This is a genomic window from Caulobacter sp. ErkDOM-E (genome assembly GCF_048541895.1).
GTDB lineage: Bacteria > Pseudomonadota > Alphaproteobacteria > Caulobacterales > Caulobacteraceae > Caulobacter.
The window spans coordinates 114,000-135,945 of sequence record NZ_CP183331.1 but is presented as its reverse complement, the minus strand read 5'-3'; the positions used below and the strand labels follow the sequence as shown (position 1 = coordinate 135,945).

18 protein-coding genes are annotated in these 21,946 nt (G+C 67.4%); 13 read left to right on the top strand and 5 right to left on the bottom strand.

The window, feature by feature from the left end:
• Positions 1-6 precede the first annotated feature (6 nt).
• Positions 7-639 carry a TetR/AcrR family transcriptional regulator gene (locus ACN2C7_RS00675; RefSeq protein ID WP_419319281.1) on the bottom strand — a complete coding sequence of 211 codons (633 nt, stop codon included), beginning with the start codon at positions 637-639 and terminating at the stop codon, positions 7-9.
• Between the two features lie 97 nt (positions 640-736).
• Between ACN2C7_RS00675 and ACN2C7_RS00670 the strand changes: the two genes are divergently transcribed.
• Together ACN2C7_RS00670 and ACN2C7_RS00665 are read left to right on the top strand one after the other, a co-directional pair.
• Entirely contained in the window at positions 737-1,219 is a 483-nt protein-coding gene (locus ACN2C7_RS00670; RefSeq protein ID WP_419319280.1) for a PaaI family thioesterase, read from the top strand.
• Between the two features lie 99 nt (positions 1,220-1,318).
• The gene (locus ACN2C7_RS00665; protein WP_419319279.1) at positions 1,319-2,200 is read left to right on the top strand and encodes an AraC family transcriptional regulator; all 882 of its coding nucleotides are present in this window, start codon (positions 1,319-1,321) and stop codon (positions 2,198-2,200) included.
• Between the two features lie 30 nt (positions 2,201-2,230).
• Here ACN2C7_RS00665 and ACN2C7_RS00660 read toward each other — a convergent pair whose 3' ends face one another.
• Positions 2,231-2,413, bottom strand: coding sequence for a hypothetical protein (locus ACN2C7_RS00660; RefSeq protein ID WP_419319278.1), 183 nt, complete (start codon positions 2,411-2,413; stop codon positions 2,231-2,233).
• Positions 2,414-2,556: 143 nt separating this feature from the next.
• Between ACN2C7_RS00660 and ACN2C7_RS00655 the strand changes: the two genes are divergently transcribed.
• From ACN2C7_RS00655 to dnaA, 3 genes are all read left to right on the top strand, one after another.
• Complete coding sequence (locus ACN2C7_RS00655) at positions 2,557-3,345, top strand: enoyl-CoA hydratase (RefSeq protein ID WP_419319277.1); 789 nt, start codon at positions 2,557-2,559, stop codon at positions 3,343-3,345.
• A 150-nt stretch (positions 3,346-3,495) separates the two neighbouring features.
• Positions 3,496-3,771 carry a 30S ribosomal protein S20 gene (gene rpsT / locus ACN2C7_RS00650; RefSeq protein WP_419253544.1) on the top strand — a complete coding sequence of 92 codons (276 nt, stop codon included), beginning with the start codon at positions 3,496-3,498 and terminating at the stop codon, positions 3,769-3,771.
• 397 nt (positions 3,772-4,168) lie between these two features.
• Entirely contained in the window at positions 4,169-5,635 is a 1,467-nt protein-coding gene (gene dnaA, locus ACN2C7_RS00645; protein WP_419319276.1) for a chromosomal replication initiator protein DnaA, read from the top strand.
• Positions 5,636-5,743: 108 nt separating this feature from the next.
• Here the strand turns inward: dnaA and ACN2C7_RS00640 are convergent, their stop codons facing one another.
• Positions 5,744-6,361 (bottom strand): alpha-ketoglutarate-dependent dioxygenase AlkB, encoded by a 618-nt coding sequence (locus ACN2C7_RS00640; RefSeq protein ID WP_419319275.1) that lies wholly within the window; start codon positions 6,359-6,361, stop codon positions 5,744-5,746.
• 93 nt (positions 6,362-6,454) lie between these two features.
• Between ACN2C7_RS00640 and ACN2C7_RS00635 the strand changes: the two genes are divergently transcribed.
• From ACN2C7_RS00635 to rhuM, 4 genes are all read left to right on the top strand, one after another.
• Positions 6,455-9,112 carry a M1 family metallopeptidase gene (locus ACN2C7_RS00635; protein ID WP_419319274.1) on the top strand — a complete coding sequence of 886 codons (2,658 nt, stop codon included), beginning with the start codon at positions 6,455-6,457 and terminating at the stop codon, positions 9,110-9,112.
• Positions 9,113-9,437: 325 nt separating this feature from the next.
• A complete protein-coding gene (gene dnaK / locus ACN2C7_RS00630) occupies positions 9,438-11,333 on the top strand; it encodes a molecular chaperone DnaK (protein WP_419319273.1) in 1,896 nt (631 codons plus the stop codon).
• A gap of 161 nt (positions 11,334-11,494) precedes the next feature.
• Complete coding sequence (gene dnaJ / locus ACN2C7_RS00625; RefSeq protein ID WP_419319272.1) at positions 11,495-12,646, top strand: molecular chaperone DnaJ; 1,152 nt, start codon at positions 11,495-11,497, stop codon at positions 12,644-12,646.
• Positions 12,647-12,719: 73 nt separating this feature from the next.
• On the top strand, positions 12,720-13,781 hold the full coding sequence (gene rhuM / locus ACN2C7_RS00620) for a RhuM family protein (protein WP_419319271.1): 1,062 nt from the start codon (positions 12,720-12,722) through the stop codon (positions 13,779-13,781).
• Here the strand turns inward: rhuM and ACN2C7_RS00615 are convergent.
• Together ACN2C7_RS00615 and ACN2C7_RS00610 are read right to left on the bottom strand one after the other, a co-directional pair.
• Entirely contained in the window at positions 13,778-14,293 is a 516-nt protein-coding gene (locus tag ACN2C7_RS00615) for an energy transducer TonB (protein ID WP_419319270.1), read from the bottom strand. The genes rhuM and ACN2C7_RS00615 overlap by 4 nt on opposite strands.
• Positions 14,294-14,364: 71 nt before the next feature.
• Complete coding sequence (locus ACN2C7_RS00610; RefSeq protein ID WP_419319269.1) at positions 14,365-14,640, bottom strand: type II toxin-antitoxin system YafQ family toxin; 276 nt, start codon at positions 14,638-14,640, stop codon at positions 14,365-14,367.
• A 104-nt stretch (positions 14,641-14,744) separates the two neighbouring features.
• On the opposite strand from ACN2C7_RS00610, the gene ACN2C7_RS00605 reads away from it, so the two are divergent.
• The 4 genes from ACN2C7_RS00605 to ACN2C7_RS00590 all read left to right on the top strand — a co-directional run bounded on the left by ACN2C7_RS00605 (position 14,745) and on the right by ACN2C7_RS00590 (position 21,245).
• The gene (locus tag ACN2C7_RS00605) at positions 14,745-15,002 is read left to right on the top strand and encodes a type II toxin-antitoxin system RelB/DinJ family antitoxin (RefSeq protein ID WP_419319268.1); all 258 of its coding nucleotides are present in this window, start codon (positions 14,745-14,747) and stop codon (positions 15,000-15,002) included.
• Positions 15,003-15,187: 185 nt separating this feature from the next.
• Positions 15,188-17,887 carry a DNA mismatch repair protein MutS gene (mutS, locus tag ACN2C7_RS00600; RefSeq protein ID WP_419319267.1) on the top strand — a complete coding sequence of 900 codons (2,700 nt, stop codon included), beginning with the start codon at positions 15,188-15,190 and terminating at the stop codon, positions 17,885-17,887.
• A gap of 21 nt (positions 17,888-17,908) precedes the next feature.
• Entirely contained in the window at positions 17,909-20,734 is a 2,826-nt protein-coding gene (locus ACN2C7_RS00595; protein WP_419319266.1) for a [protein-PII] uridylyltransferase, read from the top strand.
• A gap of 13 nt (positions 20,735-20,747) precedes the next feature.
• Positions 20,748-21,245: a hypothetical protein gene (locus ACN2C7_RS00590; RefSeq protein WP_419319265.1), complete on the top strand. Its 498-nt coding sequence runs from the start codon at positions 20,748-20,750 to the stop codon at positions 21,243-21,245.
• Positions 21,246-21,946: the final 701 nt, after the last annotated feature.

The following is a 21,946-nucleotide window of genomic DNA, read 5'->3' as shown; positions in this document are numbered from 1 at the left end:
GGGTGATCAAACTGGGCTGAGGTCCAGGGCTCCCTTCGGCGCCCGGCCGCCCGGCGGATAGCCCAGATAGGCCCGGCTGAGCCGCACCAGCTCGTCCTCGAACTCTGGGCTCAGCAGGAAGTCGGCGCCCTCCAGAACCGCCGCCCGCATGGCGCCCTGCACCGCGCGGCTGAGCACGAAGGCCTGGACGGGTGTCAGAGGCCGGCCCTCCGCGTCGGTCAGGCCGGTCTCCGCCGCCGCGAACCGCGCGGCCAGTTCGCCGTGGTCGGCCGTGGCCAGCAGGCTGGACATGGCGATGCGTCGCGCCCGGCTGCGGCCGGCGAAGGCCTGGAGGAAGGCCCGGATCATGGCCCGATCTCGCGCCAGGCCGGGTGTCCCGCCCTCGACCACCGCCATCACGGTGCGCCGGTGCGCTTCGGTCTCGCGCTGGGCCAGGGCCTGCAGGATCGCCTGCTTGTCAGGGAAATAGCGATAGAGGGCGCCGATGCTGACGCCGGCGCGCTGGGCCACCGCATTGGTGTTGAAGCCGGCCTCGCCGGTCGCCTCCAGAACCTGAGTTGCGGCTTCCAGAATATAGTCCACGGTCGTCTGGGCGCGCTGCTGGCGGGGCGTTTTGCGAGCCTTTTCAACGACCGTCATTCAGGAACCTTTCGGATCAGCGCCGCCCTGGAAGTCGAGTAACAGGGCCCGCGCCGACGCCCTAGCCTTGCCGCCTGCAACGCCGCAGGAGGACAGCATGACATGGGCCACGGATCGATTGAACGCCCTGAAGGCGGGGACTGCCACCCCGCCGCCGATCGTTCAGACCCTGAAGCTGGGCCTGATCGACGACTGGGGCGAAGGCTGGGTGCGCAAGTCCTGGAGCCCGAGCCCGGAGCTGGCCACCGCCGACGGCTCGCTGTTCGGGGGCTATCTGGCGGCGCTGGCCGACCAGGTCCTGGCGTTTGCGGCCATGACGGTGGTCCCGCATGACCGCCTCTTCCGGACGGTGAACCTGCAGATGAACTTCCTGAGGGTGGGGCGCAGCCATCCCCTGACCCTCGAGGCCCGCATCGTGGCCCAGACCCGGCAGCTGATCACTGCCCGCGCCGAGTTTCGCCGGGAGGACGGCGTGGTGATCGCCGACGCCACCGCCCAGCAGATCCTGATGGCCTTCGACCATTGGCCGGCCGAGCAGGCGACGATAGAGGCTTTGGGCGGACGGCCGATGTCGGGCTGAGCGAGGCCAGGGTCCTGGTCCCGGCTTCAAACCGCAAGATCGGTCGAGCGCGGGGCGGTCTCGGGCGGCAAGCTGGGGTCACCACGACGGATGAGGATGATGACGGCGGCGCTCGACCACTACCATGCCCGGATGCAGAGGGTGCTGGATCATATCGACCGGCATCTGGACGGCGACCTGGACCTGGACGCGATGAGCAGCGTCGCGGCGTTTTCCAAGTTCCATTTCCACAGGCAGTTCAAGGCGACCTTCGGGCTGTCCCTGCATCGCTATGTCCAGCTGGCGCGGATGCGTCAGGCCTCCAAGCGGCTGGCGGACGGACAGGGGCCAAGCGTGACGGATATCGCCCTGGACGCCGGCTACGAGACGCCCGACGCCTTCGCCCGCGCCTTCCGGCAGAGGTTTGCGCAGTCGCCGTCGCGTTTCCGGAAATCGCCTGACTGGGAGCCGTGGCTTGCGGCCTTCGGGCCGCTCAACTCAGCCAGGAGCAGGATCATGCAGCCGACTTTCACACCCGATCAGGTGATCCTCCGCGAGGTGGCGCCGACCCGTGTGGCCATCTTCGAGCATCGGGGCGATCCCGAGACCCTCGACGTCACCATCCAGAAATTCATCGCCTGGCGCAAAGCCGCCGGGATGTCGCCCAAGACCCATCCGGTCTTCAATATCTGGCACACTGAGCGGCGGCCGGCGAACCCCGCCGACTATCGCATGGAGCTGTGCGTCGGCATCGATGCGGACCAGTTTAGCGATCCCGCCGACGAGACGGTCAGGGAAGGCGAGATTCCGGGCGGTCGCTGCGCGGTGCTCAGGGTGACCGGCGACACCCACAATCTGGAGCCCGCCGCGCTCTATCTCTACCGCGACTGGCTGCCGGCCAGCGGCGAGGAGATGCGCGACTTCCCCCTCTACTGCCAGCGCTTCTTCCTGGACGCGCCGGAGCAGGGCACGGCGGCGGAGCTGCATCTGCCGTTGGCATAGCGCTGCGGTGGCGGAGTTTGGTAGGCCCCGTCACTCCACCGGATGCGCCAGGCCCATCGCCTCGGTCGGGGCTTCATCCGGGTCGTTTTCGGGGACGATCTCGGTCGGCTCCTCCTGCCGCGCCAGGTCGCGAGCTCCGACGCCGCCGCCCTGTTGGATGTTGTGGTTCGCCTCGGGGGTGGTCGGATCGTAGATGTCGTCGCGCTCGGCCATGGGGCTTCTCCTGATGCTGGGGGATCAACGGCTCGGCGACCGGGGTGTTCCTCCGGTTCACCGATGCGCGAGCTTTGCCGTGCGGGGCTCCCCTTCCGCGCGACGCGCTCTATAAAAGCCGCGCATCACAAGGAGCGTCGCGCGTGGCCTACCAGACCCTGATCGTCGAAACCGCACCGGAGGGCGCCGTCGGCGTCGTGCTGATCCGGCTCAACCGGCCCGAGGCCCTGAACGCCCTGAACGCCCAGCTGCTGGGCGAGCTGGCCGTGGCCCTGGGCGAGGCCCAGGCCGACGACAGCGTCGGCTGCATCGTGCTGACCGGCTCGGCCAAGGCCTTCGCCGCCGGGGCCGACATCAAGGAGATGTCGGACAAGTCCTATGCCGAAATGTTCAAGGCCGACTTCTTCACCGCCGGCGCGCGGGCCATCGAGCAGTGCCGCAAGCCGATCATCGCCGCCGTGTCGGGCTACGCCCTGGGCGGCGGTTGCGAGCTGGCCATGATGTGCGACTTCATCATCGCCGCCGACACCGCCAAGTTCGGCCAGCCCGAGATCAATCTGGGCGTCGCGCCCGGCATCGGCGGCACCCAGCGCCTGACCCGCTTCGTGGGCAAGTCCAAGGCCATGGACATGATCCTGACCGGCCGGATGATGGGGGCCGAGGAAGCCGAGCGCTCGGGCCTGGTGTCGCGGATCTTCCCGGCCGAGATGCTGCTGGCCGAGGTTCTGGCCATCGCCGCCAAGATCGCCGGCCAGTCGCCCCTGGCTGTGGCCATGAACAAGGAGCTGGTCCTGGCCGCCTATGAAACGACCCTGACCACCGGCGTGGCCCTCGAGCGGCGACTGTTCCACTCGCTGTTCGCCTTCGAAGACCAGAAGGAAGGGATGGCGGCCTTCGTCGAGAAACGTAAACCGGTGTTTAATGGGCGCTGAGAGGGGGGCGCGACCGCTCGTCGCACCCTGCGGGAATTCCGCCTCGACAGCCGTTGACCGATCTCGCCGCTTCCCGTATATCCGCGCGCTCAAGATTTTCCCTGCTTCGCGGCTGTTCCGCGCGGCTGTCCGTTTCGAGGTCCAATTTCCATGGCCAACAATCCCGGCGCCAAGAAGGCGATCCGCAAGATCGCCCGTCGCACCGAGGTGAACACCGCTCGCCGTTCGCGCGTGCGCACGTTCCTCCGCAAGTTCGAAGACGCCCTGGTGGCCGGCGACGTCGCCGTCGCCAAGGCTGCCTTTATCGAGGCTCAGTCGGAACTGATGCGCGCCGTTTCCAAGGGCGTGGTTCATCCGAACACGGGTTCGCGCAAGGTGTCGCGCCTGGCCGCTCGCCTGAAGAAGCTGGACACGGCCGCAGCCTAGTCCAGATACTGGACGAACCTAGTTCGTCCAGGAAATTCAAGTCTTTACAGGAGCCGGTTGGAGCAATCCAACCGGCTTTTGCTTTGCGTTCAACTGCACACTTTATTGAAATAACAGCGTCCGAAAATTGCTGGACTTAACTATTCCCTTGCCAGGCGAGGGGCTCTCGCGAGTCAACAGAAATATCCGATCCCGGACGCAAGTTTTCCGTTTGACCAGCAGGGTCGGCTGGCTAGTTTAGGGGCCTCAGCGCTCTTCCAGTCCTTGGAAAAAACGGCGGCGGCAGAACCTATGCGTTCTGCTGACTAAGCCCCCGTGCGCGTTGAGAAAACCGGTCGTTCGCTTTGGGGGGCGTGCGGCAGGCTTGCGGGCGGTTTTTGTACGAGGCGGTGGACGAATGACGATCAAGGGTGGGGTGGCGAGCCAGGACTTTTCGGCTGCGATTCCAGCGGTTGCCTGTGAGCCGGCCGGTGGCGTCTGGCACAAGGTCTGCGTGGCGCTGAAGCGCGAGCTGGGCGATGCGGCCTTCGGGTCGTGGATTGCGCCGGCTCTGCTGCGCGAAGGTCCGTCGGGCGATGTGGTTCTGGTCACCCCGACCGGGATCGCTCGCGACTGGATCCGCCGCAGCGCCTGGCGTCGCATCGGCGAGCTGTGGACGGCCAATGATCCCATGGCGCGTCGCATCGACCTGAAGTCGCGTCTGGAATTCGAAGCCTCGGCCGGCGCCTATGTCGACGCCGCCAAGGCCGAGCCGATCGAGATCGTGCTGCCCGTCTCCACCGACGCCCCCAGCCTGGCCCCGGTCTCGACCGGCAAGCCCTCGCGCACCCAGGGTCTGCAGGAACGCTTCACCTTCGAGACCTTCGTCCCGGGTCCCGCCAATGAATTCGCCCACGCCGTGGCGCGCCGGGTGGCGAGCTGGGCCGACGGCCACTTCAATCCCGTCCTGTTCCACGGCCCTTACGGCTTTGGCAAAACCCACCTGCTCAACGCCCTGGCCTGGGAGGCCATGCGTCAGGCCCCGACCAAGCGCGTGGTCTATCTGACCGCCGAGCGCTTCCTGTCGACCTTCGTGCGCGCCGTGATGGATCGCCAGACGGCCGCCTTCAAGGAAGAGCTGCGCGCCGCCGACCTGCTGATCATCGACGATGTGCATTTCATCGCCGGCAAGCAGTCTACGCAAGAAGAGCTGTTCCACACCCTGACCGCCCTGGTCGAGGAAGGCCGCCGCGTCGTGTTCTCGTCGGACCGTCCGCCTTCGGCCATGACCGAGATGGACGCCCACCTGCGCTCGCACCTGTCGGCGGGCCTGGTCTGCGGCCTGGAGCCGGCCGACCGCTCGCTGCGGATGGGCATTCTGGAGCGCAAGATCCAGACCCTGTCGGCCGCCCACGGCTCGGACCCGACCATGCGCCCGGACGTGCTGCAGTTCCTGGCCGACCGCTTCACCGACAGCGTCCGCGAGCTGGAAGGCGCGCTCAACACCCTGTCGGCCCGGGCCGGCGAGGGCCTGTCGCGCCTGACGCTCGACGAGGTGCAGGCCATCCTGCGCCCGCACCTGCGGACGGGCGAGAAGCGCATCACCATCGACGACATCCAGAAGGCCACGGCCGACCACTACGGCATGAAACAGGCTGATCTGCTGAGCGAGCGCCGCAACCGCGCCATCGCGCGTCCGCGTCAGGCCGCCATGTGGCTGGCCAAGCAACTGACCACCCGCTCGCTGCCCGATATCGGTCGCCGGTTCGGCGGCCGCGACCACACCACCGTCCTGCACGCCGTGCGCCGCATCGAGGCCCTGCGCGTTGATGACAGCGCCCTGAACCACGACTTGGAGGTCCTGACGCGCAAGCTGCGCGGCTAGGTCGCCCCGGTAGAAGACACCGGTTTCCGTTACGTCAGGCTTGAGATTGAGAAGGGGCCGTCCGGTGGGGCGGCCCCTTTTTCGTTCCGGACAGTCATCCCGGCCAAGCTAAGCGGGCCGCGCTCTGCGCAGGGTCAGATTGATCCGCCCGCCATCCGGGACCAGGCTGGACGAGCCGGCCAGGATCCGGTCCACGCCGTGAAAGGCCAGCCGCGCCGGGCCTGACAGCCGGCAGACGTCGCCCGAGCTCAGTTTCAGGCTGCGGGTGGGGTCCTTGCGTGAGGTCCCGCCGATCCGGAACACCGCCGTGTCGCCCAGCGAGATCGACAGCACCGGAAAGCGCGGATCGGCCTCGTCGCGGTCCTGGTGCGGCCCCATGCGGGCGTCGCCGCGATAGAGGTTGATCAGGCCCGAGTCCGGTGGAGTGTCCGGGTCGCCCAGTTCTGTCCAGAGATCCAGCAGGGCCGGGGGCATGGCCGGCCAGGGCCTGCCGGTCGCCGGTTGCCTGTCGGCATAGCGATAGCCGCTCGCATCACTGGTCCAGCCCAGCGGGCCGAAACTGGTCATGCCGACGCTCATCGCCTTTCCATAGGCCGTGGCGTAGTGGGCGAAGGGCGCGGCTTGGGCCGCCTCGAACACGGCGGCGACCAGCTCCGCCTGGGCCTGTGGCGACAGCAGGCCGGGCCAGAGGTCAAAACCCGGAACGACGGAGAGCGGCTGGATCATTACGGATATTTAACGCGCCGGAACCGGAGGGAAGGTGTTGGTTCGCGCCTTCGGCCGTTTTGGTCGAGCAAATTTTGCAGTTCAGGGCCGTTCATGCGTCGTCTTCTGTCTTCTGCGGCCGCCGCCGCGCTTCTTCTTGCCGCGACCAGCGTCCCAGGCGCCGCCCTCGCCGCCAGCCAGACCCCCGGCGCGACCGCCCAGACCGTCACCACTCAGCTGCCGCGCGCCGTGGTCCCCACGCACTATGACGTGGCCTTCACCCCCGACGCCGCCAACCTGACCTTCACCGGTTCGGTGCAGATCACCGTCGACGTGCTGGAGCCGACCCGCACCATCGTGCTGCAGGCCCATGAACTGACCTTCTCCAAGGCCCACATCAAGGGTTCGGGCAAGGGCGCCGGCGCGGCCACCATCGCGGTGGATGACAAGGCCCAGACGGCCAGCTTCACCTTCGCCAAGCCGGTGGCCAAGGGCCGCCATGTGCTGTCGATCGACTATGCGGGCAAGATCAACACCCAGGCCAACGGCCTGTTCGCCCTCGACTACCAGACCGACGCCGGCGAGAAGCGCGCGATCTACACCCAGTTCGAGGCCGCCGACGCCCGCCGGTTCATCCCCTCGTGGGACGAGCCCTTCCACAAGGCCACCTTCAAGCTGACGGCCACCGTGCCGACCGGCCAGATGGCGATCAGCAACATGCCCGTCGAGAAGACGGTCGATGTCGGCGGCGGCAAGAGCCGGGTGACCTTCGCTGCCTCGCCCAAGATGTCGACCTATCTGCTGTTCTTCGGCCTGGGCGAGTTCGAGCGCGCCACGACCACGGCCGCCGGCGCCGAGATCGGCGTGATCACCAAGCGCGGCGACCTGGCCAAGGCCCAGTTCGCCCTCAAGTCGGCCGGTCCGATCCTGGAGTGGTACAACGACTATTTCGGCGTCAACTATCCGCTGTCCAAGCTCGACCACATCGCCGCACCCGGCCAGAGCCAGTTCTTCGGCGCCATGGAGAACTGGGGCGCGATCTTCTATTTCGAATATGCCCTGCTGCTGGATCCGGCCCTGTCGACCCAGGAGGACCGCGAAGGCGTCTACACCACCCTCGCGCACGAGACCGCTCACCAGTGGTTCGGCAATCTGGTCACCATGGCCTGGTGGGACGACCTGTGGCTGAACGAGGGCTTCGCCACCTGGCTCGAGGGCCGCACGACCGAGAAGTTCTTCCCCGAGTGGAACAGCGCCCTTAACGCCATCGGCGGCCGCGAATACGCCATGAGCCTGGACGCCCTGGCCACGACCCACCCGGTGGTCCAGCCGATGAAGACCGTCGAGGAAGCCAGCGAGGCCTTCGACGGCATCACCTACCAGAAGGGTCAGGCCGTGATCGGCATGCTGGAGGCCTATGCCGGCCCCGACGCCTGGCGTGACGGGGTGCGCAGCTACATCAAGGCCAACACCTATGGCAGCACCGTCACCGACGATCTGTGGGGCGCGGTCGAAACCTCGGCCGGCAAGCCGATCAAGGCCATCGCCCGCGACTTTACCCGTCAGCCCGGCGTGCCGCTGATCACCGTCTCGGGCGGCGGCTGTGTCGATGGCGCATCGCAACTCACCCTGACCCAGGGCGAGTTCACCAAGGACCGTCCGGGCAAGACCGCGCTGCGCTGGAGCGTGCCGGTGGCCGCCCGCGCCGTCTCGGGCGGCGCGCCGGTTCAGACCCTGGTCGAGAGCGGATCGGCCAGCGTCGCCGTGCCGGGCTGCGGCCCGGTGATCGTCAATGCCGGCCAGGCGGGCTATTTCCGCACCCTCTACACGCCGGACCTGTTCAAGGGCCTGGCCGCGAACTTCGCCAGCCTGCCGCCGATCGATCAGCTGGGCCTGCTCAGCGACGTCTATGCCCTGGGCCTGGCGGGTCTGCAGCCGGCCACCGACGCCCTGGACCTGGCCATCGCCGCGCCGATCGCCGCCGATCCGAAGATCTGGGGCCGCATCGTCGCCATCTACGGCGGTGTCGACAGCTATTATGACGGCATGCCCACCGAGCAGGCGGCGTTCCGCAAGGTCGCCCTGGCGCGCCTTTCGCCGCTGCTGGACCGCGTCGGCTGGACCGCCAAGCCCGGCGAGAGCGGTCCCGAGGCCACCCTGCGTGGCGATGTGATCGCCGTACTGGGCCGCCTGGGCGACCCGGCGGTCGTGGCCGAGGCCAAGCGTCGCTACGCCGCCGACAAGACCGACCCGGCCGCTGTCCCCGGTCCGCTGCGCAAGACCATCCTGGGCATCGTCGCCGCCCAGGCTGACGCCGCCGGCTGGGAGGCCATGCGCGCCCAGGCCAAGGCCGAGACCAACGCCCTGTTGCGCACCGAGCTCTACACCCTGCTGGGCGCGGCGCGGGATCCGGCCCTGGCCAAGCGGGCGCTGGACCTGGCCATGACCGATGAGCCGGGCGCGACCACCTCGCCCAGCATCATCAGCAGGGTCGCCGGCGCCCATCCGAACCTGGCCTTCGACTTCGCGGTCGCCAACAAGGCCGCCGTGGAGGCCAAGGTCGATACCTCGGGTCGCTCCGGCTATCTGGCGTCGCTGGGCGGCCGCTCGGCGGACCCGGCCATGCTGACCAAGCTGGACGCGCTTACGGCGTCGGATCCCAGCCTGGCGCGCGAGGTCGAAAAGGCCAAGGCGGCGGTGTCCTATCGCCTGTCCGTGCGCGAGGGTCAGCTGCCGGCCATCACCGCCTGGGTGAAAAAGATCGGCGGCTGAACGCCGCGCCTCTGCTGAGTTGACGATGGCCGCGCCGGCATGGCGCGGCCATTTTCTGTGGCCGGACTCGAAGATTCCCCTTCGCAAGATGAGGGAATGGACTTGCGGGCCGGCGTGTATCCCCCATATCGGCTTCAAGCGGGGTTGACGGGCTCGTCAACTTCGGGGAACGCACTCTGTCCGCTCGACCTTGGTCGGGACGGGGAGGATTGGATCAACCGTTAGGAAGTTCGACCAGACGGGGACGGAGCGAGAAAAACCGGGGCGCTTGCGTCTAAGGCCCTTGTCACCGCCGTCCGCCATTCAGGAGCGACAGGTTCGTAATATGAGCAAGATTATTGGTATCGACCTTGGCACCACGAATTCGTGCGTGGCCATCATGGACGGCAAGACCCCCAAGGTGATCGAGAACGCCGAGGGCGCCCGCACCACCCCGTCGGTGGTTGCGTTCCTCGAGGATGGCGAGCGCCTGGTCGGCCAGCCCGCCAAGCGTCAGGCCGTCACCAACCCGACCAACACGCTGTTCGCCATCAAGCGCCTGATCGGCCGCACGTCCTCCGACCCCGTGGTCGAGAAGGACAAGGCGATGGTGCCCTATGACATCGTCAAGGGTCCGACCGGCGACGCCTGGGTCAAGGCCCAGGGCAAGGACTACTCGCCGCAGGAAGTCTCCGCCTTCATCCTGCAGAAGATGAAGGAAGCCGCCGAGACCCATCTGGGCGAGCCGGTGACCAAGGCCGTGATCACCGTTCCGGCCTATTTCAACGACGCCCAGCGTCAGGCGACCAAGGACGCCGGCAAGATCGCCGGCCTGGAAGTCCTGCGCATCATCAACGAGCCGACCGCTGCGGCGCTCGCCTACGGCCTGGACAAGAACGACGGCAAGAAGATCGCCGTCTATGACCTGGGCGGCGGCACGTTCGACGTCTCGGTCCTGGAAATCGGCGACGGCGTCTTCGAAGTGAAGGCCACCAACGGCGACACCTTCCTGGGCGGCGAGGACTTCGACCTTCGGATCGTCGACTACCTGGCCGACGAGTTCAAGAAGGAGCAGGGCGTCGACCTGCGCAAGGACAAGCTGGCCCTGCAGCGCCTTCGCGAAGAGGCCGAGCGGGCCAAGAAGGAGCTGTCCTCGACCGCTCAGTACGAAGTCAACCTGCCCTTCATCTCGATGAATGCGTCGGGCCCGCTGCACCTGAACATCAAGCTGTCGCGCTCCAAGCTGGAAGCCCTGGTCGAGGACCTGATCGCCCGCACCATCGGTCCGTGCGAACAGGCCCTCAAGGACGCCGGCCTCAAGAAGAGCGACATCGACGAAGTGATCCTGGTCGGCGGCATGAGCCGCATGCCCAAGGTCCAGCAGGCGGTGCAGGACTTCTTCGGCCGCGAGCCGCACAAGGGTGTGAACCCTGACGAAGTCGTGGCCCTGGGCGCCGCCGTTCAGGCCGGCGTTCTGCAAGGCGACGTCAAGGACGTGCTGCTGCTGGACGTGACCCCGCTCACCCTGGGCATCGAAACCCTGGGCGGCGTGTTCACCCCGCTGATCGAGCGCAACACCACCATCCCGACCAAGCGCTCGCAGACCTTCTCGACCGCCGACGACAACCAGTCGGCCGTGACGATCCGCGCCTTCCAGGGCGAGCGTCCGATGGCGGTCGACAACAAGTTCCTGGGTCAGTTCGACCTGCAGGGCATTCCGCCGGCGCCGCGCGGCATCCCGCAGATCGAGGTTACCTTCGACATCGACGCCAACGGCATCGTCAATGTCCACGCCAAGGACAAGGCGACCAACAAGGAGCACTCGATCCGCATCCAGGCCAATGGCGGCCTGAGCGACGCGGACATCGAGCGCATGGTCAAGGAAGCCGAGGCCAACAAGGCCGGCGACGAGAAGAAGAAGGCGCTGGTCGAGGCCAAGAACCAGGGCGAGGCCACGGTCCACGCCACGGAAAAGGCCATGGCCGAGCACGGCGACAAGGTTTCGGGCGACGACAAGACCGCCATCGAGACCGGCCTGACCGACCTGAAGACCGCTCTGGAAGGCGAAGACGTCGATCTGATCAAGGCCAAGACCGACGCCCTGCGTCAGGCCTCGATGAAGCTGGGCGAGGCCATGTACGCCTCGCAACAGGGTTCGGGCGATGGCGATGAAGCCGCCGCGGACGATGGCGTCGTCGACGCCGAGTTCGAGGAAGTCGACGAAAACAAGCCGGCGAACTAGTTCGCCATGCGCGCGCCGCGAAACGTTCCTCTGACGATCGTTTCGCGGCCGCGTTCGCTTGATCCGCGCGCCTGCGACGCCTTGCGCCGCGCGATGCAGAACACCACCTCTTTCCTTATCACCGCCTCTCCCGTGGGCCTTTTGAGCGCCAGACGCTGACGATGCGCGACTATTACGAAATCCTGGGCGTGACCCGGACCTCCGATGATGCGGGCCTCAAGGTCGCATTCCGCAAGCTGGCGATGGAACACCATCCCGACCGCAACGGCGGCTGCGAGGACGCGTCCGGCCGTTTCAAGGAAATCAACGAGGCCTATTCGATCCTCTCGGATCCGCAGAAGCGCGCGGCCTATGACCGGTTTGGCCATGCCGGCGTCAATGGCGGCGGCGGTGGTGGCCAGGGCGGCTTTGGCGGCGACGCCAGCGACATCTTCAACGACGTGTTCGGCGACGTGTTCGGCGAGATGTTCGGCGGCGGTCGCCGTCCGTCCAACGGTCCCCAGCGCGGTCAGGACCTGCGCTACGATCTGGAGATCAGCCTGGAGCAGGCCTATGCCGGCGCCGAGGTCGAGATCAAGGTTCCGGCCGCCATCACCTGCGAGGTCTGCGACGGCTCGGGCGCCAAGGCCGGCACCAGCCCGACGGTCTGCGGCACCTGCGGCGGCCATGGCCGCGTGCGGGCCACACAAGGCTTCTTCGCGGTCGAGCGCGGCTGCCCGCGCTGCGGCGGTTCGGGCCGGCTGGTGCTGGATCCCTGCCAGGCCTGCAACGGCCACGGCCAGGTGCGCCGCGAGCGCATCCTGTCGGTGCGCATCCCGGCCGGCGTTGATGACGGCGCCCGCATCCGCCTGTCGGGCGAAGGCGACGCCGGAGCCCGCAGCGGCCCGCGCGGCGACCTCTACATCTTCCTGTCGGTGATCCCGCACGAGCTGTTCGAGCGCGATGGCCTGGACCTGCTGTGCACCGTGCCGGTGCCGATGACCGTGGCCGCCCTCGGCGGCGAGATCGATGCGCCCTGCCTGATGGGCGGCGAGGGCTGCGACGGCGCCTGCAAGATCCCGGTCAAGGTTCCGGAAGGCTCCCAGACCGGCAAGACCGTCCGCCTCAAGGGCAAGGGCATGCCGTCCCTGCGCAGCCGCCAGCGCGGCGACCTGGTGGTGGAGCTGTTCGTCGAGACCCCGACCCACCTGTCGGCCCGCCAGAAAGAGCTCCTCAAGGAGCTGGCCGGCCTGTGCGACGACAAGCAGAACCCCAAGTCGGCCAATTTCGTCGGCAAGGCCAAGCGGTTCTGGGACGAGGTTACGGGCAGCTAGGCGGCGAAGGCCGTCTGGCCCTCAGGACAAAGTCGTTCTACTATTGTTCTCGTCGATCGAGAGGGCGAGAACGATGACTGCCGACGAAGACAATGCGGGTCCAGTGCGCCTGATCGAGGACGCTGATACCGGCCACCGGTTTCTGATCTACGGGACCGATCGTGGCGCGCGGGTCGAGCTACGTCATGACGGCGACGCGCTGTGGATGACCCAGGCGCAGATGGCCGCACTTTTCGGCCGCGACGTATCTGTGATTTCCAGACACATCGCCAATGTATTCGAAGAGGGTGAACTGGCCGAGGAAAGCAATTTGCAGTTTATGCAAATTGCCCGGTCTACAAAGCCCGTCGCGCTCTACAGCCTCGATATGGTGATTTCGGTCGGCTACCGGGTCAGTTCCGCTCAGGCCACCCTGTTTCGCAAATGGGCCACGGCGGTTCTGGTTCGGTTCGCCACGCGAGGCTTCGTCATTGACGCCGAGCGCCTGAAAAATCCGGACGATCAGGACCGCGTGCGTGAACTTCGCGAGGTCATTCGCGACATCCGAAGTTCGGAGGCCAATGTCTATGCCGAGCTTCGGCGGATATGCGCCTTTTGCCAGGACTATGATCCCGCCTCACCGGCCGCGTCGGACTTTTACCGCAAAACCCAGGCCAAGCTCTTTCATGCGGTGGTCAACCAGACGCCGTCCGAGGTGCTGAGGGACCGCGCCGATGCGGCGGCGCCCAATATGGGCCTTCAGTCATGGCCCAAGGACGAGATTCGTCAGGCCGACGCCCTGGTCGCCAAGAACTATCTTGCACCGGCCGAACTCAAGGAATTGAACCGGCTCACAGCGATCCTGCTGGATATTTTCGAAGACCAGCTTGAGATCGGCAAGCTGGTGTTGATGGAGCAGGCCGCGTTGCTTCTCGATCAGCAACTGGCGAGTCTGAACCGGGTGGTGCTTCGTGGGGGCGGACACGTGCGTCACGACGATGCCGAAGCGTCCGCCAAGGCGGCGTACAGGCTGTTCGATGAAGCGCGCAAAAGGGCGCGGCGCGCGGCCGCCGATCGGCAACTGGCCGAGCTGAAGACAGCCGATGTCGCTCTGCCCAAGGCGAGACCTTCAGGAGGTCGTCGCGAGAAGTCCTAGAGGTCGCGGCCGCGTTGACCCGCGACCGAAAACACCAGCGCCAGTAGCGCGAAGGCGATCGCCCCCACGCCCGCGATCAACAGCCTATCGCCGGAATCCAGCGGCGCGAGCGACGGCTCTCCGCCTTTGGGCAGCGCGGTGGTCGCCGTCTTGAGTCGAGACCAGCTGTCCTGCGGCATCTGGAAGACGATCGGGATCGTCACCTCGGGCGTCTTGGCCGCATAGTCGGCGGGCGGCGGCAGCATCCGGAACTTCTGGGACAGGGCGATGGCCGCGACGCCGAAATCCTCGCCCGTCGGAGCCTCCGAGATCACCTGGCAGTTTCCCAGGCGCCCGTCAGGGCCGACCTGGCAATTGATCACCGCCTTGCCTTCGATCCCGTGTCGCTCCGCATGGGCGGGATAGGCCCACTCCATGTCATCTACCGTCGGCTTCTCCAGCCAATCGGGCTTGTAGGGCGCCATAACAGCGGGGCGCTCCGGCGTGGTGGCCGGCGCCTTGGATATAGACATGACGGACCCCCAACCTTGGGGCGATTTAGCGGCAGTTCTCAACGACAGGCAACAGGCTTGATGCGCGCGGCCTAGCTGAACAGCTCGCTGTGGGAGCCCAGGCGCAGCAGTTCGATCGATGTCCTGGTTTTCCGATAGGTCAGCACCAGATCAGGCTTCAGGTGGCAGTCCCGGCAACCCTTCCAGTCGCCCTTGAGGGGGTGATCCCTGTTGGCGACGGGCAACGGTGTTTCGCTGACCAGCAGATCGACTGTCGCCTTGAAGACGGCGTCCAGGTCCGTGTGCCTCCCGGGCTTCTCGCGCTTGTAGTCACGCTTGAACTGACCGGTGATTTCGAGCGCCAGCATTCTGCGTCTCCGATGGTTTGGGCGAGGCGCGAAGGATTCAGATTGACGATCGTCTCGTTGTAGCTACGTTGTAGCTACACTCTGCCCCTGAAGGAACAATCCGCATGGCCGCTCTGGACACGGTTAGAGCGCGGATCGACGCCGACCTGAAAAGAGACGCGACGGCGGCGCTGGCCGATATGGGCCTCACAGTCTCGGACGCCATCCGTCTCATGCTGGTTCGGGTCGCCGCCGAAAAGGCGCTGCCGTTCGATGTCCGAACACCCAACGCCACGACGCGGGCGGCCATCGCGGCGGCTGATCGTGGTGAGCTTGTTCGCTTTGAAAGCGTCGATGCCGCGTTGGCTGACCTCAACGACTAGAGATTTGCCTAGAGGCTCCGACTGTCTGAGCGCAGTTGTCATGGATTCCTTGACAACGGAGTTCGCCGCCAGCTCGCCCTCGCTCATGCCGCCCCTCTTGTTGGCTGAACAAACCTTCAGCACAAAACATGAACATTCTACATGGCGCTTCTGCGAAGCAGCGTCAAACGTTAAGTCATGGCGTCATGAACGCCCCCTCCGCCACCGCCATCCAGACCTATGACGCCACAGGCGCGACGCCGGTGATGCAGCAATTTTTCGAGATGAAGGCGCGGCAGCCGGACGCCCTGATCTTCTTTCGGATGGGCGATTTCTACGAGCTGTTCTTTGATGACGCGATCGCGGCGGCAGCGGCGCTGGGCATCTCGCAAACCTTTCGCGGCACGCACAACGGCCAGCCGATCCCGATGGCCGGGGTGCCGCAGCACGCGGCCGAGGCCTATCTGTCCAAGCTGATCCGCCAGGGCTTCAAGGTCGCTGTCTGCGAGCAGATGGAAGACCCGGCCGAGGCTCGCAAGCGCGGCTCCAAGTCGATCGTGCGGCGCGACATCGTGCGCGTGGTCACCCCGGGCACCCTGACCGAGGAGGGCCTGCTGGATGCGCGCGGCGCCAATCGCCTGGCCGCCGTGGCGGTGCGGGCGGGGCAGGCGGCGGTGGCCAGCGTCGAGCTGTCGACCGGCGAGGTCGAGGTGTTCTCGGTCAGCAAGGATGGCGTCGCCGCGATCCTGGCGGCCCTGGCCCCGTCCGAGACCCTGGTCGCCGACCGCCTGCTGTCCGACGACCAGCTGTCCCAGACCCTGAAGATCTGCGGCGGCCTGATCCAGCCCATGCCCTCGGCCCTGTCCGAACCGCAGGCCTCCGAGGCGCGGGTCAAGCGGCTGTACGGCGTCGACACCCTGGACGGTTTCGGCGGCCTGTCGCCGGCCGAGATCGGGGCCCTGGGCCTGATCGCCGCCCATCTGGAAATGACCCAGGCCGGACGCCTGCCGGCCCTGCGCGCCCCGCGCCGGGCGGCTGACGCCGACGTCATGGCCATCGACCCCGCCACCCGGGGCAGCCTGGAGATCGACCGCACCCAGACCGGCGACCGCAACGGCTCGCTGCTGGCCGCCATCGACCGCACGATCACTTCGGGCGGGGCGCGGCTTTTGGCCTCACGCCTGGCCCGGCCGCTGCTGGATGTCGCGGCCATCGACCAGCGCCTGGACGCGGTGCAGTGGTTCGTCGAGCACCGGTCCCTGCGCCAGCGCCTGCGCGAGACGCTGAAGGGCTCGGGCGACATGGCCCGCGCCCTCTCGCGCCTGGCGCTCGGCCGGGGCGGGCCGCGCGACCTGGGCTGTATCCGCGACACCCTGAAGATCGGCGAGACCCTGGCCGCCATGGTCGCCGGCTCGGGCGATCCGCTGACCTCGCCGCCGTTCGAGCTGGAGCACGCCTTCCGCGCCCTGACGCCCGACCTGCACGAGGGGCTGGGCGGCTTTCTGGCGGCGCTGGAGGCGGGGCTGGGTCCCGACCTGCCGGCCCTGGCCCGCGACGGCGGCTTTGTCGCCTCCGGGGTCCGCGAGGAACTGGATGAGGCCCGCGCCCTGCGCGACAACAGCCGCAAGGTGATCATCGCCCTGGAGGCCCAGCTGGCCGCCGAAAGCGGCGTGCCGCTGAAGATCCGCCACAACGGCGTGCTGGGCTATTTCGTCGAGGCCACGGCCGGCAAGGCCGACCCGCTGTTCCAGCCGCCGCTGAACGCCACCTTCATCCACCGCCAGACCCTGGCCAACCAGGTGCGCTTCACCACGGTGGAGCTGGCCGATCTGGACGCCCGTATCGCCCAGGCCGGCGAGCGGGTGCTGGCCATGGAGATCGCCGCCTTCGAGACCTGGCGCGAGGTGGCCCGCCTGCTGGCCGACGCCATCCAGATCGCCGCCGAGGCGCTGGCCCGGCTCGATGTCGCCGCCGCCCTGGCCGAATGGGCGCAGGACAGTGGGGCCACGCGGCCGATCGTCGACCGCTCCCTGGCCTTCGACGCCCAGGCCGCCCGCCACCCGGTGGTCGAGGCCGCCGTCAAGCGGGCCGGCGATCCCTATACGCCCAACAATTGTTGTCTGGACGCCTCGGGCGAGACTGGGCCGCGCCTGTCAATCGTCACCGGCCCCAACATGGCGGGTAAGTCGACCTTCCTGCGCCAGAACGCCCTGCTGGCCATCCTGGCCCAGTCCGGCTGCTTCGTGCCCGCCGCCCATTTCCGGCTGGGCGTGGTGGACCGTCTGTTCAGCCGCGTGGGCGCGGGCGATGACCTGGCCCGGGGCCGCTCGACCTTCATGATGGAGATGGTCGAGACCGCCGCCATCCTGACCCAGGCTACGCCGCGCAGTCTGGTGATCCTGGACGAGATCGGCCGGGGCACGGCCACCTATGACGGCCTGGCCATCGCCTGGGCCTGCGCCGAGGCCCTGCACGACACCAACCGCTGCCGCGCCCTGTTCGCCACCCACTATCACGAGCTGGCGACCCTGGAGGAACGGCTCGACCACGTCTCCAACCTGTCCCTGCGGGCCAAGGAATGGAACGGCGACCTGGTCTTCCTGCACGAGGCCGCCGCCGGTCCGGCCGATCGCTCCTACGGCGTGCAGGTGGCCAAGCTGGCCGGTGTGCCGGCCCCGGTCGTGGCCCGGGCCCGCGAGGTGCTGGATCGCCTGGAGACCAAGGACGAATCACCCGCCCGCCTCGACGACCTGCCGCTGTTTGCGATGAGCCAGGCCATGGCGGCGCCCGCCAAGCCGGCGCCCAGCGTCGTGGATACGGCCCTGAAAGACCTCGATGTGGACGGAATGTCGCCCCGGGAAGCCCTTGAGGCGCTATATCGCCTTAAGGGACTGCTCAAGGCTTAGCGGGTACACCATATCCCCATCATGCCCCGTCGCCTTCGCCCCACCCCGCTGGAACACGTCGTCGACGGTCACGCCCTGCGTGCGCGTCTCTCGGCCGCCGCCCTCGACTCGATCGGCAACGAGGCCGAGCAGCGCGTCCGCGCCATCGAGATCCTCAAACAGGCCCTGTTTCGCGGCCGGATGATCGCCAAGGAGCGGCTGGAGAACGGGGCCGGCGGCCTTGAGACCTCGCGCCTGCTCAGCGGCGTCACCGACGAGGTGATCACCGCCCTCTATGACTTCACGACGGTGCACGTGTTCCGGGCCCGCAACCCGACCGAGGGCGAGCGCCTGTGTCTGCTGGCCGTCGGCGGCTATGGCCGGCGCACCCTGGCGCCCTACAGCGACATCGATCTGCTGTTCCTGCGGCCCTACAAGACCACGCCCCACGCCGAGAGCGTGATCGAGTTCATGCTCTATGCGCTGTGGGATCTGGGCTTCAAGGTCGGCCACGCCTCGCGCACGGTCGAGGAATGCGTGCGGCTGTCGCGCGAAGACTTCACCATCCGCACCACCATCCTGGAGGCCCGCCGCCTGACCGGCGACGAGCGCCTGGGCGAGGACCTCAAGAAGCGCTTCCGCGACGACGTCATGAAGGGCACCGGCGCCCAGTTCGTCGCCGCCAAGCTGAAGGAACGCGACGACCGCCAGGCCCGGGCCGGGGCCAGCCGCTACATGGTCGAGCCCAACGTCAAGGAGGGCAAGGGCGGCCTGCGCGACCTGCACACCCTGATGTGGATCGCCGAATATCTGCACCCGGTCGACCGCCCTGAAGACGTGTTCAAGCTGGCGGTGTTCGACCGACGCGAGGCCAAGGCCTTCATCCGGGCCTTCGATTTCCTGCATGCGGTGCGCGCCCACCTGCACTTCACCACCGGCCGCCCCGAAGAGCGCCTGACCTTTGACCTGCAGCCCGAGATCGCCCGCCGCATGGGCTATGGCGACCGGGGCGACGCCCCGGCGGTCGAGCGCTTCATGCGGCGCTACTTCCTGATCGCCAAGGAGGTCGGGGCCCTGACCCGCGCCTTCTCGGCCAAGCTGGAAGCCGAGCACTTCAAGAACGAGCCCAAGGGCATTTCCCGCTTCCTGCCGGGCGGCGGTCGGCCCAAGCGCAAGGCGCTGGATGTCGAGGGCTTCTACGAGGACGGCGGCCGTCTCAATATCGACGGGCCGGAAGTGTTCGAGGCCGATCCGGTCAATCTGATCCGGCTGTTCAAGATCGCCGACGAGCGCGATCTCGACCTGCACCCCGACGCCTTCACGGCCGTGACCCGGTCGCTGGCCCTGATCACCTCGCGGGTGCGCCGTGACGAGGACGCCTGCGAGGCCTTCCTGCACCTGCTGGCCCGGGGCAAGCGCTCCTACCGCACCCTGACCCTGATGAACGACGCCGGGGTGCTGGGCCGGTTCGTCCCGGAATTTGGCCGCATCGTCGCCCAGATGCAGTTCAACATGTACCACTCCTACACGGTGGACGAGCACACCCTGCGGGCCGTGGGCGTGATCGGCGACATCGCCGCCGGACGCCTGGCCGACGACCATCCGCTGGCCGTCTCCATCATGCCGCTGATCGAGGACCGCGAGGCCCTGTTCCTGGCCATGCTGCTGCACGACACCGGCAAGGGTGGGGTGGGCGGCCAGGAAAAGGCCGGGGCCCGGTCAGCCCGCAGCGCCTGCGAGCGCCTGGGCGTCGACCGTCTGAAGGTCGAGCTGGTGGCCTGGCTGGTCGAGAACCATCTGGTGATGAGCGACTTCGCCCAGAAGCGCGACGTCTCCGACCCCGGCACCGTCGCCGCCTTCGCCCGCATCGTCGAAAACCCCGAGCGCCTGCGCCTGCTGCTGGTCATCACCGTCGCCGACATCCGCGCCGTGGGCCCGGGCGTCTGGAACGGCTGGAAGGGCCAACTGCTGCGCGAGCTCTACAACGCCACCGAGGCCGTGTTCCGGGGCGGCCGGGGCAGTGACGCCGCCGCCAGCGTCCAGCGCCATCAGGAGGCCGTCGCCGAGGCCGCGCGCGAGGCCCTGATCGCCGACGACCCGGCCGCAGCGGGCTGGGCGTCAGCCATGGAGGACGCCTATTTCAGCGCCTTCAAGGCGCAGGAATTGAAGGATCACGCGGCCCTGGCCCGCCGCGCCGCCATCCAGGGCGGAGCCGCCGCCGAGGGCCAGGTGACGCCGGGCTCCAACGCCGCCGAGATCGTGGTCGCGGCCCGGGACCGTCGCGGCCTGTTCGCCGACCTGGCCCTGGCCATCTCGTCGCTGGGCGGCAATGTCGTCGGCGCGCGGGTCTTCACCTCACGCCAGGGCCAGGCCCTGGACGTCTTCTATGTGCAGGACGTCACCGGCGCCCCCATGGGCTGCGAAAACCCCCGCGCCCTGCGGCGTCTGGCCGACGCCCTGGAAGCGGCCGGTCGCGGCGAAACCATGAGCTTCGAGCCCCGTCGCGGCGCTGAACAGTCGCGCACGGCGGCCTTCTCGATTGCGCCCAGCGTGGTGGTCGACAACGAGGCCTCCAATGACGCCACCGTGGTCGAAGCCTCGGGCCGCGACCGCCCGGGCCTGCTGCACGCCCTGGCCCAGACCCTGGCGACGAGCGGCCTGTCGATCCAGTCGGCCCATATCGACGGCTATGGCGAACGCGCGGTCGACGCCTTCTATGTGCAGACGTCCGAGGGCGGGAAACTGACCGAGACGCGCAAGGTCTCGGCGCTGAAGGCGGATCTGCTGTCGGCGCTGGAGGCGAACGAGGCCGGGGCGCCGAACACGCGGCCGGGGCTGAAGCGGGCGCGGGCGAGCGTGGCGCGGTAGGGGAAAACTAGCCGTGCCCGTAGATCCGGTTCAATTGAAGAGGTTGATCGAAGCCGAAGTGGCGACGGTTCGGGATCGTCGCATCGTCGAGCAAATTCAGTGTCTTCTAGTTGAACCAAGCCTGACCATGCGCGGCTGGGACTATGGCAACGAAGATCAGGAATATCCGTGCTGGACAGTCCTCAGTGATGCTGGCCACGGCATAGTCTTCTGCGAACACGGCTTTGGTCCCCGCACCCCATGGGGATTGATTGAGGACAAGGCCGATCGTCCCGCAACGATGGGCATGGACACAGGCTGGTTCAGCAACTTTCTCGACGCTTTTTTCGAATCCGGAGCCGCGAGCTCTCTTCCGATCTGGCAAGTCTTCCAAATCGATACGGACGAATGGGTGCTTGGAAAGTCGGTAACCGAAGAACTGTCTTGGGATGCTGCTCGGCGTCGATGTGAAGCACTACGCGCGGAGAACCCCGCCTTGAACTACGTCGTTCATCAACCCCAAAACCCTTAGTTCGACGCGCCCTAGCGCAGAGCCAGCCCTTCATTTCTTGGAGGCAGCAGCGTGCCGCACTGTCCAGGTCAGTCCACCGACCCCGGTCTGCGACCGGCCGCTCCGCGGCGGCCCGGAGGGCCGGCCTTGAGTGACCTGGACAGTCCGGCGATCGTCTCGCCGTGAGATGAAGGGTGGGCTCCCTTCGGCACGAAGGGGGCGGGACGCCAGAACGAAACCTTCTCCCATAGGGAGAAGGAGGGGCCCGCGCCGTAGGCGTGGGAGGATGAGGGGTTTGCGAAGCCCTTCCGGACAGGGCAGGGCCTTCGAGCGCCAAGACGGCTGACGGCGTAACCCCTCACCCTCCCACGCAAGCGTGGGTCCCTCCCTCTCCCTCTGGGAGAGGGCTGGTCGTACGGGGATACGCCGCGCTCAATCCCCGTTCTTTCCAGAACAAACCCAAGCCCAATCAACCACTTGTAAAAAACTTGATCGCGCCTGTCAGACGCGTCGAAACCGCCCGCATAATCAATCTCACCTGACAGCACGGGAAGGGCGCACGTACGGCGACCGTTGCGGCTGTCGGGGGTGGTCGAGCGGGAAGCGTCCGTCGGCCGTCGTCTTAAGGCCCGATGGGGTCTGGCGGAGCGGAGCGGTCCTTGCGGGGGCCGAACGTGTCGAGGCCAGGCCCGGACCGCCGGGAACTCCCTTTGGCGACGCCC

Bases quoted from the DNA above. Each gene is read 5' to 3' on its own strand.
- rpsT (WP_419253544.1), top strand. From the start codon at position 3,496: ATGGCCAACAATCCCGGCGCCAAGAAGGCGATCCGCAAGATCGCCCGT.
- ACN2C7_RS00610 (WP_419319269.1), bottom strand. From the start codon at position 14,640: ATGCTGGCGCTCGAAATCACCGGTCAGTTCAAGCGTGACTACAAGCGC.
- ACN2C7_RS00595 (WP_419319266.1), top strand. From the start codon at position 17,909: ATGCCCCGTCGCCTTCGCCCCACCCCGCTGGAACACGTCGTCGACGGT.
- ACN2C7_RS00605 (WP_419319268.1), top strand. From the start codon at position 14,745: ATGGCCGCTCTGGACACGGTTAGAGCGCGGATCGACGCCGACCTGAAA.
- ACN2C7_RS00615 (WP_419319270.1), bottom strand. From the start codon at position 14,293: ATGTCTATATCCAAGGCGCCGGCCACCACGCCGGAGCGCCCCGCTGTT.
- dnaJ (WP_419319272.1), top strand. From the start codon at position 11,495: ATGCGCGACTATTACGAAATCCTGGGCGTGACCCGGACCTCCGATGAT.
- ACN2C7_RS00635 (WP_419319274.1), top strand. From the start codon at position 6,455: ATGCGTCGTCTTCTGTCTTCTGCGGCCGCCGCCGCGCTTCTTCTTGCC.
- rhuM (WP_419319271.1), top strand. From the start codon at position 12,720: ATGACTGCCGACGAAGACAATGCGGGTCCAGTGCGCCTGATCGAGGAC.
- ACN2C7_RS00660 (WP_419319278.1), bottom strand. From the start codon at position 2,413: ATGGCCGAGCGCGACGACATCTACGATCCGACCACCCCCGAGGCGAAC.
- dnaA (WP_419319276.1), top strand. From the start codon at position 4,169: ATGACGATCAAGGGTGGGGTGGCGAGCCAGGACTTTTCGGCTGCGATT.
- dnaK (WP_419319273.1), top strand. From the start codon at position 9,438: ATGAGCAAGATTATTGGTATCGACCTTGGCACCACGAATTCGTGCGTG.
- ACN2C7_RS00640 (WP_419319275.1), bottom strand. From the start codon at position 6,361: ATGATCCAGCCGCTCTCCGTCGTTCCGGGTTTTGACCTCTGGCCCGGC.
- ACN2C7_RS00670 (WP_419319280.1), top strand. From the start codon at position 737: ATGACATGGGCCACGGATCGATTGAACGCCCTGAAGGCGGGGACTGCC.
- ACN2C7_RS00675 (WP_419319281.1), bottom strand. From the start codon at position 639: ATGACGGTCGTTGAAAAGGCTCGCAAAACGCCCCGCCAGCAGCGCGCC.
- ACN2C7_RS00665 (WP_419319279.1), top strand. From the start codon at position 1,319: ATGACGGCGGCGCTCGACCACTACCATGCCCGGATGCAGAGGGTGCTG.
- mutS (WP_419319267.1), top strand. From the start codon at position 15,188: ATGAACGCCCCCTCCGCCACCGCCATCCAGACCTATGACGCCACAGGC.